Here is a 14,306-nt window from a genome sequence, read left to right as displayed (position 1 = left end):
TTTGACAGCTTTTCCTGTGTTCCCATCAAACCTGTCATAATTCCGGGCTTTTCTTGACAGCTTTTCCTTGTTCTCAGTCAAACCTGCCGAACTTGATCTGACATCGGACAGCTTTCCCCCGGTTTTCCCCAAACCTGTTTTCTGCACTTGCCGATACGCCACTAAAAAAAGTATAAATCAATTATAAAATAGTTGAAACTATTTGGAATCTCATCCGTAAATAAGGAAAGTTCGCATTGGAGGGGCAGTCATGATCCTGCTTTTACGTATTGTTATCCTGCTATTATTTGTTTTTCTAATATACAGCGCTGTGAAATATTTATTCCATCCGAAAAGGAAGCTGGAGCTTGCTCATGAGCAGAAGCGCTTTTTCTTTTTGGATGATCCAGACAATGTCCGGAAGAATTTCTTATTAACATATAAGGGTGTTTTATTTGAAGGTGAAAAGTATTTAGGAACAACCCCGTCTGCATTTGAGGTTGTATCCATTTTCATCTGGCCTAAAAAAACGTCTGCATTGAAAGGGCTCGTCCTGGAAGATTTCCAATTCATTGAACGGAAAATCCGCGAGAGCTACCCGGTGGCTAAAATCGACTGGAAAAGCCCGATCAAGGAATTCATGGCGAATCATGACGAGGATCAGGAGTTATAAATTAAAAGCGTCCGATCGATACCGGACGCTTTTTCCTATGACTTCAGACTCTTTTAATTCTATGGTGTACTATCAAAAAACTCACGCCATTTAATAAAGATAATTTTCTCCCGCAAAAAATAGGCTAACACCAAAAATACAATCATCAAAATGAGACCTGTTGCTGAGTCAAACTCTCCAACATACTCCCCGAATATCGTATAAAAGATGACGAATGGAATATTCGCAAGAAATGAAGCAAACATAAAGTCTTTAAATCTATTTTTCCGCTCGTAAAGGCAAAAGCTTAGCAGCTGGTAATGAATCACCGGCACAAGCCTCAACAATGCAACCTGGGCAACGGTCAGATCCCTAAAGCGCCCAACCAGCCTTTTTTTCAGCCTGCTTACCTTGTTCATCATCTCTGGAATCTGTCTCATTAAAAAGTAGAATAATATACTTGCTCCCGACAAACCGAGCAGCGAATATATAATTCCGGGTACGATTCCAAACATTAATCCTCCAGCGATACAGACAACCGCAGGAGGTATGAAAACAAACTGGCGGAAAACATGAAACAAGATGAAGAAAACCGGTGCATACCAGCCTCCAGATTCCACAATTATCAGCAGCATTGACCACGCATCATCCATTCTTGTCACCTGCCCGCGAGTCTTTGTTGCTACTAGCTTATAAAATCATACAAGCTGTTATGCCAAAAGCTTAAATAAATATGTAAATATACCAATCTCAATAATTGCCAGCAGCGGCAGTCCATACTTAAACTGAGCATGTTTCGTCTTATGCCTGTAGTGCTTCATTCCAGCGGTTGCCCCGGTCGCTCCTCCAAGAAATGCAATATTCCATAATGTTTTTTCACTTATTCGATAATGATTGTTTTTTGCCCGCTTTTTATCGATCCCCATGGTAAAAAAGCCCGCAAGGTTCATGACTAAAATTAAGGCAGCCAAACTCCATATTTCCACATCTCCACGTCCCCTTAATAAAAACTATGTACTCCTTAATAATAATAACTTGTCTATCGGACACTTTTCCCAGGATTCTACTTCCGTTTGTCCGTTACACCCCTTCTATCGGACATTTTTCCGAGATATTCGCTTACTTTTGTCCATTAGAGCCCTTCTAGCGGACACTTTTCCGGAATATCCGCTTGCGTTTGTCCGTTACAGCCCTTCTATTGAACATTTTACCTATAATTTAGTTTCTGTATATCCGAAACAAAGACTTTTTGCTTATGTATTTCAAAATAAAAGAAAAAACCACTCTCATCATGAGAATGGTTCGTCTTATCGGTTTGATTACTTGTTGAATTGTTGCTTAGCTGTTTCAGCCAATTGAGCGAATGCTGCTGCATCGCTTACTGCAAGTTCAGCAAGCATTTTGCGGTTTACTTCGATACCTGCAAGCTTAAGGCCGTGCATCATACGGCTGTAAGAAAGGCCGTTCATGCGAGCTGCTGCGTTGATACGAGCAATCCAAAGTTTGCGGAAGTCGCGCTTCTTCTGGCGACGGTCGCGGAATGCATACATTAGGGACTTCATAACCTGCTGGTTAGCAACTTTGTATAATGTATGTTTAGAACCGAAATAACCTTTTGCTAATTTAATGACTTTTTTACGACGCTTGCGCGTAACTGTACCGCCTTTTACACGTGGCATGTAATTTCCCTCCTATATAAATCGAGCTCGCTCGAGTTTACTTAATGTTGTCAAGCATGTGACGAATACGTTTGAAATCGCCTTTTGAAACAATTGCAGATTTGCGAAGCTTACGCTTAGCTTTTGTAGACTTGTTAGCAAATAAGTGGCTAGTGTAAGCGTGTGAACGCTTAAGCTTGCCAGTTCCAGTTTTCTTGAAACGCTTGGCAGTGCCGCGGTGAGTTTTCATTTTTGGCATAGGGACTTCCTCCTCGTTACTTTTCAGTTTTAGGTGCTAGTACCAGGAACATGCTTCGGCCATCCATTTTTGGATGCGATTCAATTGTCGCTACATCTTTGCAAGCTTCAGAGAAGCGATCAAGTACACGCTGACCGATTTCCTTATGAGTTATAGCACGGCCTTTAAAACGGATTGATGCTTTAACTTTATCGCCTTTTTCCAGGAACTTGATAGCATTGCGCAACTTCGTGTTGAAGTCATGCTCATCAATTGTCGGGCTAAGACGTACTTCTTTTGTTGTGATGATCTTCTGGTTCTTACGTGCTTCTTTTTCTTTCTTTTGCTGTTCGAACTTGAATTTTCCGTAGTCCATGATTCGGCCTACAGGAGGCTTCGCGTTCGGAGCAACAAGGACAAGATCAAGATTTACGCGCGTTGCGATCTCAAGAGCCTCAGCTTTGGATTTAATTCCTAATTGCTCGCCGTTTTGATCGATCAGACGAATTTCGCGAGCACGAATTCCCTCGTTTAGTAACATCGCATCTTTGCTAATAATTAGCCACCTCCAGGGTTTTATCGAATACATTGTCAAGGAGAAGAAGTACATTGCCAGGCCTAAGCCTCATCTTGCTCACACAATGACATACGATATAGTCCAATTTTTATTTTGCAATAAAAAAAGTGCAGGCGACGACACCCACACTTACGGAAACAAAATAATTAGACGTTTACGTATTACCTGCCAACAGCCTTAACGCGTCAGCCAGGTGAGAAGCGGGTGCTTCTTCTTTCCTAAAACTTGTATTCAGTTCACTCTTGCTAATATAGCATAAAGAAATTGATGTGTCAAACGAATCACTTTCGTTAACTGCAACAAAAAGTATTGTATCAGATAGAAATTCAGGCTGCAATACTTTTTTTCAGGCATATTTAAATTTCTATGTCACAGAATCAATGCAATATATATTTTGTCACAGCTAAAATCCTCATTTATTGCTATAATTAATGGCAGAAATAGACAGGAAAGCTGGTGTACATATGCTGATCGCAATCATTATCACCGGTGTGGTCACTGGACTGCTCGCTGGCACCGCATTAAAATTTTTCAGGACTGGCTATGGTTTTTCCAATGATATTGACAATACGCCTGTTAATATCAAATCATGCCGGAATTGCGGCCAGAGGATTCAGCGCAGCTATACAAAGAATTTGTGTCCGGCCTGTTCCAAACCGATTGAATAATAATAAAAATAAGAGGAGCCAGCAGGCTCCTCTTATTTTTTGTCCAGCCCCAGCGCTTGTCGGGGCTGATCAAGGCATTTGCGCATTTCTTATTTCTTCGCTTCCTTCCTGAATGACTCCAGGAATTCATCAAATGAAATTGTTTCGGATTTCTGTTCGCCGTATTTACGGACGTTAACTGCTTTGTCAGCGACTTCATTGTCACCGACCACCAGCATGTACGGAACTTTCTGCATTTGCGCTTCGCGGATTTTATAGCCGATTTTTTCGTCGCGGCCATCGATTTCCACGCGGAAGCCTTCTGTTTTTAGCTTTTCTTTGATTTCTCTTGCATAGTCATAATGGACGGCAGGTGAAACCGGGATAATTTGCGCCTGGACTGGAGCCAGCCAAGTCGGGAACGCTCCTTTGTATTCTTCGATCAGGAAGGCTACAAAGCGTTCCATAGTCGATACGACACCGCGGTGGATGACGACAGGACGATGATGCTTTCCATCTTCTCCGATATAAGTTAGGTCAAAGCGTTCTGGAAGCAAGAAGTCCAGCTGGACAGTTGAGAGAGTTTCTTCTTTGCCAAGAGCAGTCTTAACCTGAACATCAAGCTTAGGACCGTAGAATGCCGCTTCGCCTTCTGCCTCGAAATATTCAAGACCCATTTCATCCATCGCTTCTTTAAGCATAGCTTGAGCCTTTTCCCACATCTGATCATCATCGAAGTATTTCTCTTTATCCTCAGGATCCCTGTAGGATAAACGGAACGAATAGTCATTCATATCAAAATCCTTGTAGACTTCAAGCACAAGCTCTACTACACGTTTGAACTCTTCCTTGATCTGGTCAGGGCGGACAAAGAGGTGAGCATCGTTTAAAGTCATGCCGCGCACACGCTGTAGTCCAGCCAGCGCGCCGGACATTTCATAACGGTGCATTGTTCCAAGCTCGGCAATCCTGATTGGAAGTTCCCTGTAGCTATGGATGCTGTTTTTGTACACCATCATGTGATGCGGACAGTTCATCGGTCTTAAAACAAGCTGTTCATTTTCCATCTCCATTACCGGGAACATGTTTTCCTGATAGTGGTCCCAGTGTCCGGAAGTTTTATAAAGATCCACACTTCCCATTACTGGAGTGTAGACATGGTCATAGCCAAGGCTGACTTCTTTATCAACAATATAGCGTTCGATGATGCGGCGGATTGTCGCACCTTTTGGAAGCCATAGCGGAAGTCCCTGGCCTACCTTCTGTGAATTTGTAAATAAACTTAGTTCTTTACCAAGTTTGCGGTGATCACGCTCTTTCGCTTCTTCAAGCAGCCTCAAGTGCTCTTTCAAATCTTCCTTTTTGAAGAAAGCTGTACCGTAAATACGCTGGAGCATCTTATTGTCACTATCGCCGCGCCAGTATGCACCAGCAATGCTCAGCAATTTAAATTCCTTCAGCTTGCCTGTCGATGGAACATGCACGCCGCGGCAGAGGTCAACAAAGTCTCCCTGCTCATATAGAGTCACTTTTTCATCAGCCGGGATCGCTTCAATCAACTCAAGCTTATATGGGTCACCAAGCTCATTGAAAAACTTGACTGCTTCCTCACGGCTCACTTCTTTACGGACAATCTCAATGTTCTCATTAATGATTTTCTTCATTTCTTTTTCAATCTCCGGCAAATCTTCCGGAGATAAAGAATGTTCCATATCGATATCATAGTAGAAGCCGCCTTCAATTACCGGCCCTACTCCGAGGTTAACATCTTTATATAGGCGCTTGATTGCCTGTGCCATCAAGTGCGCAGAACTGTGGCGCAGGATTTCAAGCGCTTCTGGATGGTCCGAAGTGACGATTTCAATCGCTGCATCCTCCTCGATCGCTCTCTTGAGATCATACGGCTGTCCATTAACCATACCGGCAATGGCTTTCTTTTTTAGGCCCGGGCTGATCGAGCTGGCGATATCTTCAGTCGTTGTGCCTGCCGGAAACTCCTTCACTGCTCCATCTGGAAACGATATTTTTAACATGTCTGCCATTGGCTTTTCCTCCCTTTAAAAAGTGGCGCAATTTTTTGCGCGAAAAATAAAAAAACCCGTCCCTGAAACAGGGACGAGTTTGATCACACGTGGTTCCACCCAATTCCCACTCTTGCGCAAATAACGCAGGAATGGCTCTGGTTGCGGTAACGGCTTCTGCCGCCAGCCAATACTTGCCCTATGGGCGTTCACAGCTGGAGTTCAGAGGTGGTAAGCGTTTCTTTTAGTGTTAGGAAGTTTTCAGCCAAGCCTTCCCTCTCTGGAAACCTTTCAAGAATGCCCATGTCCTCATCATTACATTTACTATTGATTTAGTATGTACGTAATTATAGTTTGTAATGTTTTGAAAATCAAGTGGGCTATTGTATATTTTCACGATCCTCTTTAAAAAAGTTTACTCTTTCATCATGAAAAGCGGAAACTGGACTGACTTTCACACGTTCTTCAAAGAGATTGATGATCGTCCGCACTAATGGTTGATGGGGATCGTCAGTATATAAATATATGGTCTCAGGCGCAATCGACAGCAGCGGAGCAATCGTTCCGGAGTCAACATAGACAGGATGATTGACAAGCAGCTTGCGGTCAATTGTTTTAAACAGATCACTCCGTTTCATTTCTGTGAATTGCTGATTATAAAAGAACATATTTTCGTCAATCACCAGATATAAATGGGACATCTGCGGATTCCTTTCCTCCAGGAAATCTCTCAGTGTGTGCAGGAAAACCTGGTACTCCTGTTCCATCTTATACTCATCGATCGCGACCTCTACCCATTTCGATAGCTGCTCAATATAGGCCTTCAGCCTGAACATCACAAAGGAGTCGAAAGAAAATGAAATTCGCTCATTAAAAATTTCATTGATTGAACTCTGAATGATCCCTTGTTCCTCGACACCTTCCATGAAAGGAACAAGTTCTTTACGATTGCCTTCGATGACGGAGTAAATGATATCAAGGATTTGATCCTGTTCTTCACTGTCATTATAAAAATATGATTCTGCCAGGATGACTCTTAGCCAGTCATCGCGTTTCACATTCACTATAAAATCATAAACACTTTTTTTGAGTAATTGCATTCTTTCCTTTTCACAAAATTCTTCCGGAATAATCACTCTATTTCGATCTTCATTAAGAAGAATTGAATTCGTTTCCTGCCATGAAGCAAGCCTGGTGACTAAATGCTGATACAAATTCCAGGCATCCTGCTTTTTTTGGAAGATGATTTCAATCAACCATATCCCCCCTCTTAAATAATCCCTGATTATATATATGGGGGACTTGGACAATTTAGAAGTATCCATATGATGTATAAATGGTTATGAGTGCAAAAAAAATGCGCCGCAGCTTGATTAGCGGCGGCACATTTTTATATTCTGCGATTCTTGCCTTCGACTTTTACCGGCTCGGCAAGATATTTAATCCGTTCCATGATTCTTGCTGCCTTCAATTGTTCTTCTTCACCCCGCTGGCTGTGCGTCAAATGATGTTCCAGCCCTTTAAGGTCGAAGTTCGATGTAAAGAAGGTTGGAAGGTTCTCCAGCATGCGGAACTGCAGGATCGTCCCAAGGATTTCATCCCTTGCCCAGCTGCTCATTGTTTCTGCTCCGATGTCATCTAGCATGAGAACATTCGCCTTTTTGATGGCTTCCAGCTTGTCATTGACAGTATGGTCACCAATCGCATTTTTCATTTCACGGAAAAATTCAGGCACATATACAATCAATGAACTGATTTGTTTCTGTGCCAATTCATTCGCGATTGCGCCAAGCAAGTAGGATTTACCTGTTCCAAACGGGCCATGAAGAAACAGGCCCTTTTGCTTTTGGCCCGGCTCATAATTTTCAACAAAGTCTTTTGCCATCTTGATTGCCTTGAACCTGCCAGCATCATCGAGTTCAATATCCCCGAACGATGCCTTCAAAATTTCTTTAGGCACAAAAATGCTGTTGATCAGGCGTGCGTTCTTTTGCTGCTCATCATGCATGACCTTCTTTTTGCATCGGTCATATTTTATGTCAATGAAATTTCCTTTTATGAAAAGCTCTGGCTCATAACCTTTAATCATGTTCTTGCAGCCTGCGAGGCTCTCGCAATCTTCACAGCCTTTGCTCTGGTTGGAGAACTCATACAGCTTTGACATACTGCCATCGAGCATTTCCCTGGTAATATACTCCGCATTCTCATCCAGGAATTCCTTGATGTGCTTATCCTGCATGACCTGCCTCTTAATCGCTTCATAGCGCTCCTGGAAATTCTGGTTATTCGCCAGCTTCTTCAACGTTTCATTAATGTTTTGCAAAAGGATCACCTCCCAGATTTGAATTTCTTCAGTTCTTCTTCAAGCTTTTTCTTTTCTATTTCAAAATCAGGGTCTGAGCCTGCAGGATCTGTTTGTTGCTGAGGTTCACCCTCGCCCTTTTTCCCAAACCAATCCGGCAGCACTTCTTTGCGGACCGGCTTTCTTTTCCCTGAGGAGGAAGGTGTCTTCTTGCCTTCGGCCCATTCAAGATACTGCCTGTGCTCGCTTTTAGCCAGCTGCATCGCATCCTTGACCGTCGAAATCTGCTTCCTGGACCAGTGGCTGGCGATTTTTTCGATATAACCCTTTGTCAGCTTCATATCCGTCTTGAGCATAACATATTGAACTAAAACATTCACGACTCCCGGAAGCAGCTTTTGCTTGAACATTACCTCTTCAATGATCTGCAGGTCTCCTTTAGACGGCTCGGCACCGCCTGAGAGATCGATCAGAAGCTGGCGAGGGGATGTTTTTTCAAAATAAACCACCAATTCCTCTTCCTGCGTTTTCGGCTTCTCGATCCCTGCTTTATGCTGGACAGGCTGCGTCCGGTCCATAAGTGCAGGAAGCTGGTCCTGGTGTTCGAATTGGTACCAGTCACGGGAGGACTTCCGCAATTCCTCTATATCAATTTCATTCTCAGCATTTACAGAGCTCAATACGATGTTCTTCATCTTCAATGCATCAATTCCATATAGGAAAGCAAGATTGCTGATTGCTTCTTTAACCTTCGAGGTAAAAGCCTTTTTTGGTATGAGAGATTCCTGAAGTCCTCCCAAAAGCAAATCGAAGTTAAACTCCGCAGGGTCAATCTGTATTTTTGAAGCCTCGGACCTGCCAATAAACGCATTGCCTTCCTCCGTGTCCAGATCGGCCGCTGAATCCTCATTATAGATAAGTGCCTGAGTAGGCACAGACAAGAAAACGTCCTGGAATGCCTTCGTAATCTCCTCATAGCCTGGCTCGGATTCTGTACTTTTATCGCTGAAAAATCGCTTGAGCCGCAAAAACTGATTTTTTCCGACCTTGCGATACAAATAGACATTCAACATGCCATCAAGGAAGTATTGTTCAGGAGTCAACGGAGGCTGCAATTCATAAATGAATGAACGCCCTTCCTCGCCATTTTTCACATAGGTCTTCAGCAATCCCATGCCTTCAAGCTTTTGGCGAGCCTGATAAATATCCTTCAGGTTCATATCCATGATTGTCATCAAGTTATGGTGTGTGACAGGCTGTGACCAAAGACGGTTTTCTTCAAGTTCAGCCCATAGGGTCATATAAAGGCTTAAACAAGCTGGCCCAATCAAAGGCTGGTATAAGAAAGTGAGCACCTTGCGATCGTAGTCATGCAATAAGCCACCAGATGCAACAATATATTGGTCTACAGGCAAAGTCTCTTGCCAATGCTGAGCCATCCTATTCCCTCCATTCCTCATCGTAAAAAAGAACTGTATTGGTTATAAAAATTTATAGTTTTCTAATCTCTATCTAAAAATTCAAGACAGCCTTAAAAAGAGCTGAAGTTCCCTTCAGCTCTTCAGGATGGTACCGGAGCCCGAAGAACTCCTGGTGTTATGATTGTTCTCTCTTTAATAACTCTTTCAATTCATCAATAAAGACATTGATATCCTTAAACTGGCGGTAAACTGATGCGAATCGGACATAGGCGACTTCATCAATCTTAGCCAGCCTGTCCATGACCATTTCCCCAACGGCTTCGCTTTTAACTTCAGAGACTCCATGGCTGCGAAGTTCTTTTTCTACTTCGGAAACCAGATCCTCGAGTTCCTTCAAAGCGACTGGCCGCTTTTCACAAGCTTTAATCAAACCGCGAAGGAGTTTTTCCCGATTGAACTCTTCGCGCGTACCTTCTTTTTTTACGACAATCAAAGGAATTTCTTCAACCTTCTCAAATGTGGTGAAGCGAAATCCGCAAGCTTCGCATTCGCGTCTGCGTCGAATTGATCGGCTATCGTCAACCGGTCTTGAATCAAGAACCCGGGTAGAGTTATTTTGGCAAGTTGGACATTTCATCTCGATCAGCTCCGAATATTTTGAAATATAGAATGAGCGAAGGACCATTCACTTTTTCCGCCAATACGTCCCTAAGCATTATCCTTATTATTATCTTATAAAAAAGATGGTGTCTGGACAAGTGGAACTATTGATTTCCATATTTGCCTGAGCCAATGAATGTGTGCGTTTTGTCCAGCTTTTCATATAACTTAATCAACTCTTGTTTGAGGGCAGGGTTGATGCCTGCCAATGAAAACTTTTCTGTAGAGATATGTAAGTCGACCGCGGTCTCAAATGGTTTTGTCGTGATTACAGTGGCCGTTAAAAAGGCGGGAATCTTCCCCTTAAGCTCGGCTGATAGTTCTCCATGATCCTTGGAAACACTCGTAATCTTGTATGAGGAGTCAGCCTTCAGCAACTCTTCGACCGTTTGGAACATCTGGTTAAAGTTCGCTTTATAATAACGTGTCTTAAGCTGATCGTCCCTGTTGTTTTCACTTGTCCCGCTGAATTTCTCGTACCGTCCTGTTAGGGATTTTAATAATGACATCAAAAATCCTCCTGCATATGATTTCTACTTACAGTTTACCGTATTTTTAGGTAAATTAAAAAGAGGTGTATTGCTACACCTCTCGTGAATTTTCATATTTTCAATTATAGAGCTTTAGCTTGTGCTTGCTTCACATGCACAGGACCCATGCCACGTGGAATTTCGATATTCTCACGAGTTTGAGCACCTAGAGCTTCTGCAATATAGTCAGCTGCAATGTTAGGATTCAGATCGCCGCAAGTGTATACATCGATGCTGGCGTACCCGTGTTCTGGGAAGCTGTGAATAGTTAAATGAGATTCAGAAATAATGACAACTCCGCTTACACCTTGTGGCGCAAATTTGTGGAAAGCCACCTCGCGGATTTCAGCACCCGATTTCAATGCTGCACCAACAAAAGTTTGTTCAATAAAATCCATATCATTCAATTTTTCAAAATCGCAACCCCAAAGTTCAGAAATTACATGACGACCCATTGTTTCCATATTCAATTTCCCCCTCTAACATTATTAGAATGAAATCCTTAGCTTCAATGGTATCTTAACTACCACGGGGGAAAGTTAGTCCAGAGAGGTCCTAACCCTTTAAGTAGCCAATTGGTACCGTTATTAAGAAGTTCACGATGACTAGTATACTTTGTTTATATTTTTTTTGCAACACATGAAAACAAATTTTTTTCATGAATTTCAGGCTTGAATTTTTATAGTCTGATAGATAGCGAGCCATTGGGCTTTCTAAGGGTCTTCCGCTTGAAAACCGGTATGTATTTTACATGGTGATCTCTAAAAATCATGATCTAAAATGGGCAGTAATATTATACAAAAATAAAAAGCTTGCCGATAAGCAAGCTTTTTACAATATAAGAATTATCCTACCTTTACAGTTGCAGAGTTAGACATTGCATGGGCAACATGCTTTGTCAGGTCTACAACCCTGCTGGAATAGCCCCATTCGTTGTCATACCATGCAAGAACCTTTACTTTGTTGGCACCAATGACCATTGTAGACAGACCATCAATGATCGCAGAATGCTCATTCGTGTTAAAGTCGATAGAAACAAGCGGATCTGTCGTGATATCAAGTACGCCTTTAAGCTTTCCTTTTGATGCTGAATAGAAGGCATCGTTGATTTCGTCCACTGTTACCTCACGCTTCAGGTCAACAACCAGGTCAACTAGTGAAACATTTGGAGTCGGTACCCTCAGCGCCATACCGTGCAGCTTTCCTTTAAGCTGAGGAAGCACGAGTGAAAGTGCCTTCGCTGCTCCAGTTGAAGTCGGGATGATGGATTGACCGCAAGAACGCGCTCTGCGCAGATCCTTGTGCGGATTATCGATATTATTCTGGTCATTCGTATAAGCATGCACAGTCGTCATCAAACCGTTTTCGATCCCGAAAGTATCATCCAGCACTTTCGCGACCGGTGCCAGGCAGTTTGTCGTGCATGATGCATTTGAAATGATATCATGTTTTTCAATATTTAATGCGCTTTCATTTACTCCCATGACAATAGTGATATCTTCATTCGTACCAGGTGCTGTCAAAATCACTTTCTTTGCACCAGCATCGAGATGAAGAGCAGCCTTGTCACGTGAATTGAATTTCCCTGTAGCTTCTATGACAATATCAATCTTCATTTCCTTCCATGGAAGCTCAGCAGGATTTCGATTGCTTAATAGCTTAACTTTCTTTCCGTTGACAACCAGGTGATCATCAGCCGGGATGACTTCTCCAGCAAATTGCCCATGAGTGGAATCATATTTTATTAAATGCGCCAGAGTTTCAGCTGGATAGCTCGCATTAATCGCAACAACCTCAAGATTTTCTTCAAGAATGGCTCTTCTGAACACCATTCTTCCAATTCTCCCAAAACCGTTAATCGCAATTCTCGCCTTCATTGTACGGCCCCTTCCGAATTAGTGTTATACTCAATAACCCCTTTGTATGGTATTAGTATAACATATTAAAAATTATTTGTGATAAATAAATGCACACATTTAAAATTTAAAATAATTCTGATAATAATAATCATTTAGGAGGAACGAAACAGAGGGTGACGATTTTTCCAAACCGGGATTATAAAGGTAGAAACGAGGATTATATTTCGGGAAACCGGAATTAAAATTGTTGAAACAAGGATTATATCTCGGAAAACCGGGAATATATCCGCCGCAACCAGGATTAAACACATTTAACCAAACATAAGACGTTTCAAGATACAAAAAAAGAGCCTATTCGGCTCTTAAGATTTCCCATTCTGTTAAAATCTCCATCAGCTGCTGCTTCGATTGCTCGATGCTGCCGCTGTTATCGATGACTGCGTCTGCCAGACTGACTTTGTCCTTCAGCGGCATTTGTGATTGAATCCGCGCAGAGGCTTCTTCTTCGGAGAATCCGTTCCGCTTCATCAGCCTTTCCAGCTGAGTTTGTTCATCCACATATACGACAATGATTTTTTCGACGAGTTCTGTCAGCTTGCTTTCAAACAGAAGCGGAATGTCCAGGACGACTGCCTTTTCATCTGCCGCTTCGGCTTGTTTTCTTTTCTGTGCCATCCGTTCCCTTACGGCTGGATGGACAATCGAATTGAGCAGCAAACGCTTTTCTTCATTGTTAAAAATGATTTCACCCAATTTCGGGCGGTTTATCGTGCGGTCATCTTCTAAAATGTCCGTGCCAAAATGGCTGACAATATCATTGTATGCTTTCTCTCCTGGTTCAACAGCAAGCCTCGCTTCGATATCTGCGTCGATCACGGTGATGCCCATGTCAGTGAACATGGCGGATACCGTGCTTTTTCCGCTTGCTATACCTCCTGTCAATCCGATAACTAATGACATTCTCCCATTATCCTTTCAAGGGCCTGTTAAAGCTTCATGAGCCCGATTATGATCAATAAAATTCCTGGTACAAAAGAAAACCTTTGCATCCATCCGCTCTCCGAAAAATAACTGCCCATCCTCATTCCTGCATACACAAATAATGAACTCATGCAGGCAACCGTCAAAGCAAGGTATCCTGGAGAGAACCCTAGAAATGCTGCTCCTACCCCTGCGCCGAAAGCATCAAGCGACAGGGCAAGCCCGAGCATGACAGCTTCAATCCCATTGATTGTACCTGATCGGTCAAAATCTGCTGTCATTGGCTTTTTCAAAATGTTGATAACGATCCCAAGTGATTTGATTTCAAGATTAAGGATGATTTTTTCATGACAGAGTAATTCTGTTTTGTCTTCGCGGAAAAATTGGAACAAAACCCATCCGCCTAAAACGATCAAGACAGTGCCACCCAGCGTCTCTGCCATTCCTGGTGAAAAAAAGCTCTCGAGAAAATGCCCGATCATCATCGCTGCCATCAGGACGACAGCCGAACAAACCGCAATTACAGAAATCGATTTAATCGGGATCTTCATTTTTCGCAATCCATACGTTAACCCTACACTAAAACTGTCAAGGCTGACAGCGAATGCAAGTAAAAGCAGGGAGATTGTTTGTGCCATAAACTGAGCTCCTTCCTGTCAATCGCTACGTTAGTATATGGAAGGAGCCCATTTATGGTGAGAAAATCAACAAGCCAATATACAAGAAAAGCGCAAGCGCCTCGTTCAGCCCCGACAAGCGTTGGAGGGCCGACCAGTGAAGT

The 14,306-nt window shown here is 42.7% G+C and carries 17 protein-coding genes and 1 other annotated feature; of the genes, 2 read left to right on the top strand and 15 right to left on the bottom strand.

Features of this window, described 5'->3' with window-relative positions; genetic code table 11:
* Nucleotides 1-250: 250 nt before the first annotated feature.
* Nucleotides 251-652, top strand: a complete 402-nt coding sequence (locus J7I80_RS22970) for a sigma-w pathway protein ysdB (protein WP_214741770.1) — start codon at nucleotides 251-253, stop codon at nucleotides 650-652.
* 59 nt (nucleotides 653-711) lie between these two features.
* On the opposite strand, the gene J7I80_RS22965 is transcribed toward J7I80_RS22970, so the two are convergent.
* From J7I80_RS22965 to infC, 5 genes are all read right to left on the bottom strand, one after another.
* Nucleotides 712-1,284: a TVP38/TMEM64 family protein gene (locus J7I80_RS22965; RefSeq protein ID WP_214741768.1), complete on the bottom strand. Its 573-nt coding sequence runs from the start codon at nucleotides 1,282-1,284 to the stop codon at nucleotides 712-714.
* Nucleotides 1,285-1,341: 57 nt separating this feature from the next.
* The gene (locus J7I80_RS22960; RefSeq protein WP_353050150.1) at nucleotides 1,342-1,617 is read right to left on the bottom strand and encodes a DUF1294 domain-containing protein; all 276 of its coding nucleotides are present in this window, start codon (nucleotides 1,615-1,617) and stop codon (nucleotides 1,342-1,344) included.
* Between the two features lie 333 nt (nucleotides 1,618-1,950).
* Entirely contained in the window at nucleotides 1,951-2,310 is a 360-nt protein-coding gene (gene rplT, locus J7I80_RS22955; RefSeq protein WP_102263819.1) for a 50S ribosomal protein L20, read from the bottom strand.
* Nucleotides 2,311-2,347: 37 nt separating this feature from the next.
* The gene (gene rpmI, locus J7I80_RS22950) at nucleotides 2,348-2,548 is read right to left on the bottom strand and encodes a 50S ribosomal protein L35 (RefSeq protein ID WP_023627047.1); all 201 of its coding nucleotides are present in this window, start codon (nucleotides 2,546-2,548) and stop codon (nucleotides 2,348-2,350) included.
* Nucleotides 2,549-2,564: 16 nt separating this feature from the next.
* Nucleotides 2,565-3,086 carry a translation initiation factor IF-3 gene (gene infC / locus J7I80_RS22945; RefSeq protein ID WP_214741772.1) on the bottom strand — a complete coding sequence of 174 codons (522 nt, stop codon included), beginning with the start codon at nucleotides 3,084-3,086 and terminating at the stop codon, nucleotides 2,565-2,567.
* Between the two features lie 113 nt (nucleotides 3,087-3,199).
* Nucleotides 3,200-3,326: a sequence feature (ribosomal protein L20 leader region), on the bottom strand.
* Between the two features lie 242 nt (nucleotides 3,327-3,568).
* On the opposite strand from infC, the gene J7I80_RS22940 reads away from it, so the two are divergent.
* Nucleotides 3,569-3,772 (top strand): hypothetical protein, encoded by a 204-nt coding sequence (locus tag J7I80_RS22940; RefSeq protein ID WP_192471438.1) that lies wholly within the window; start codon nucleotides 3,569-3,571, stop codon nucleotides 3,770-3,772.
* An 89-nt stretch (nucleotides 3,773-3,861) separates the two neighbouring features.
* Here J7I80_RS22940 and thrS read toward each other — a convergent pair whose 3' ends face one another.
* From thrS to ytaF, 10 genes are all read right to left on the bottom strand, one after another.
* The gene (gene thrS, locus J7I80_RS22935; protein WP_214741766.1) at nucleotides 3,862-5,793 is read right to left on the bottom strand and encodes a threonine--tRNA ligase; all 1,932 of its coding nucleotides are present in this window, start codon (nucleotides 5,791-5,793) and stop codon (nucleotides 3,862-3,864) included.
* A 359-nt stretch (nucleotides 5,794-6,152) separates the two neighbouring features.
* Nucleotides 6,153-7,028 carry a putative sporulation protein YtxC gene (ytxC, locus tag J7I80_RS22930; RefSeq protein WP_214741764.1) on the bottom strand — a complete coding sequence of 292 codons (876 nt, stop codon included), beginning with the start codon at nucleotides 7,026-7,028 and terminating at the stop codon, nucleotides 6,153-6,155.
* Between the two features lie 134 nt (nucleotides 7,029-7,162).
* Nucleotides 7,163-8,095, bottom strand: a complete 933-nt coding sequence (dnaI, locus tag J7I80_RS22925) for a primosomal protein DnaI (protein ID WP_214741762.1) — start codon at nucleotides 8,093-8,095, stop codon at nucleotides 7,163-7,165.
* A 5-nt stretch (nucleotides 8,096-8,100) separates the two neighbouring features.
* Nucleotides 8,101-9,513: a replication initiation and membrane attachment family protein gene (locus J7I80_RS22920; RefSeq protein WP_214741760.1), complete on the bottom strand. Its 1,413-nt coding sequence runs from the start codon at nucleotides 9,511-9,513 to the stop codon at nucleotides 8,101-8,103.
* Nucleotides 9,514-9,670: 157 nt separating this feature from the next.
* Nucleotides 9,671-10,132 carry a transcriptional regulator NrdR gene (gene nrdR, locus J7I80_RS22915; RefSeq protein WP_041967634.1) on the bottom strand — a complete coding sequence of 154 codons (462 nt, stop codon included), beginning with the start codon at nucleotides 10,130-10,132 and terminating at the stop codon, nucleotides 9,671-9,673.
* A gap of 127 nt (nucleotides 10,133-10,259) precedes the next feature.
* Entirely contained in the window at nucleotides 10,260-10,664 is a 405-nt protein-coding gene (locus J7I80_RS22910; protein ID WP_214741758.1) for a hypothetical protein, read from the bottom strand.
* 104 nt (nucleotides 10,665-10,768) lie between these two features.
* Nucleotides 10,769-11,149 (bottom strand): adenosylmethionine decarboxylase, encoded by a 381-nt coding sequence (gene speD / locus J7I80_RS22905; RefSeq protein ID WP_192471432.1) that lies wholly within the window; start codon nucleotides 11,147-11,149, stop codon nucleotides 10,769-10,771.
* Nucleotides 11,150-11,530: 381 nt separating this feature from the next.
* The gene (locus J7I80_RS22900; RefSeq protein ID WP_214741756.1) at nucleotides 11,531-12,562 is read right to left on the bottom strand and encodes a glyceraldehyde-3-phosphate dehydrogenase; all 1,032 of its coding nucleotides are present in this window, start codon (nucleotides 12,560-12,562) and stop codon (nucleotides 11,531-11,533) included.
* Between the two features lie 333 nt (nucleotides 12,563-12,895).
* Nucleotides 12,896-13,504, bottom strand: a complete 609-nt coding sequence (gene coaE / locus J7I80_RS22895) for a dephospho-CoA kinase (protein ID WP_214741754.1) — start codon at nucleotides 13,502-13,504, stop codon at nucleotides 12,896-12,898.
* Between the two features lie 26 nt (nucleotides 13,505-13,530).
* On the bottom strand, nucleotides 13,531-14,163 hold the full coding sequence (gene ytaF / locus J7I80_RS22890) for a sporulation membrane protein YtaF (protein ID WP_214741753.1): 633 nt from the start codon (nucleotides 14,161-14,163) through the stop codon (nucleotides 13,531-13,533).
* Nucleotides 14,164-14,306 lie beyond the last annotated feature (143 nt).

Origin of the sequence: Bacillus sp. ISL-41 (assembly GCF_018613235.1) — a bacterium.
Lineage (GTDB): Bacteria > Bacillota > Bacilli > Bacillales > Cytobacillaceae > Mesobacillus.
This window is presented reverse-complemented; position numbering and strand designations above follow the sequence as displayed.

Excerpts from the sequence above, each read along its gene's own strand:
- J7I80_RS22970 (WP_214741770.1), top strand. The coding sequence starts at position 251 with ATGATCCTGCTTTTACGTATTGTTATCCTGCTATTATTTGTTTTTCTA.
- J7I80_RS22965 (WP_214741768.1), bottom strand. The coding sequence starts at position 1,284 with ATGGATGATGCGTGGTCAATGCTGCTGATAATTGTGGAATCTGGAGGC.
- rplT (WP_102263819.1), bottom strand. The coding sequence starts at position 2,310 with ATGCCACGTGTAAAAGGCGGTACAGTTACGCGCAAGCGTCGTAAAAAA.
- rpmI (WP_023627047.1), bottom strand. The coding sequence starts at position 2,548 with ATGCCAAAAATGAAAACTCACCGCGGCACTGCCAAGCGTTTCAAGAAA.
- J7I80_RS22940 (WP_192471438.1), top strand. The coding sequence starts at position 3,569 with ATGCTGATCGCAATCATTATCACCGGTGTGGTCACTGGACTGCTCGCT.
- thrS (WP_214741766.1), bottom strand. The coding sequence starts at position 5,793 with ATGGCAGACATGTTAAAAATATCGTTTCCAGATGGAGCAGTGAAGGAG.
- J7I80_RS22920 (WP_214741760.1), bottom strand. The coding sequence starts at position 9,513 with ATGGCTCAGCATTGGCAAGAGACTTTGCCTGTAGACCAATATATTGTT.
- nrdR (WP_041967634.1), bottom strand. The coding sequence starts at position 10,132 with ATGAAATGTCCAACTTGCCAAAATAACTCTACCCGGGTTCTTGATTCA.
- J7I80_RS22910 (WP_214741758.1), bottom strand. The coding sequence starts at position 10,664 with ATGTCATTATTAAAATCCCTAACAGGACGGTACGAGAAATTCAGCGGG.
- speD (WP_192471432.1), bottom strand. The coding sequence starts at position 11,149 with ATGGAAACAATGGGTCGTCATGTAATTTCTGAACTTTGGGGTTGCGAT.
- J7I80_RS22900 (WP_214741756.1), bottom strand. The coding sequence starts at position 12,562 with ATGAAGGCGAGAATTGCGATTAACGGTTTTGGGAGAATTGGAAGAATG.
- coaE (WP_214741754.1), bottom strand. The coding sequence starts at position 13,504 with ATGTCATTAGTTATCGGATTGACAGGAGGTATAGCAAGCGGAAAAAGC.
- ytaF (WP_214741753.1), bottom strand. The coding sequence starts at position 14,163 with ATGGCACAAACAATCTCCCTGCTTTTACTTGCATTCGCTGTCAGCCTT.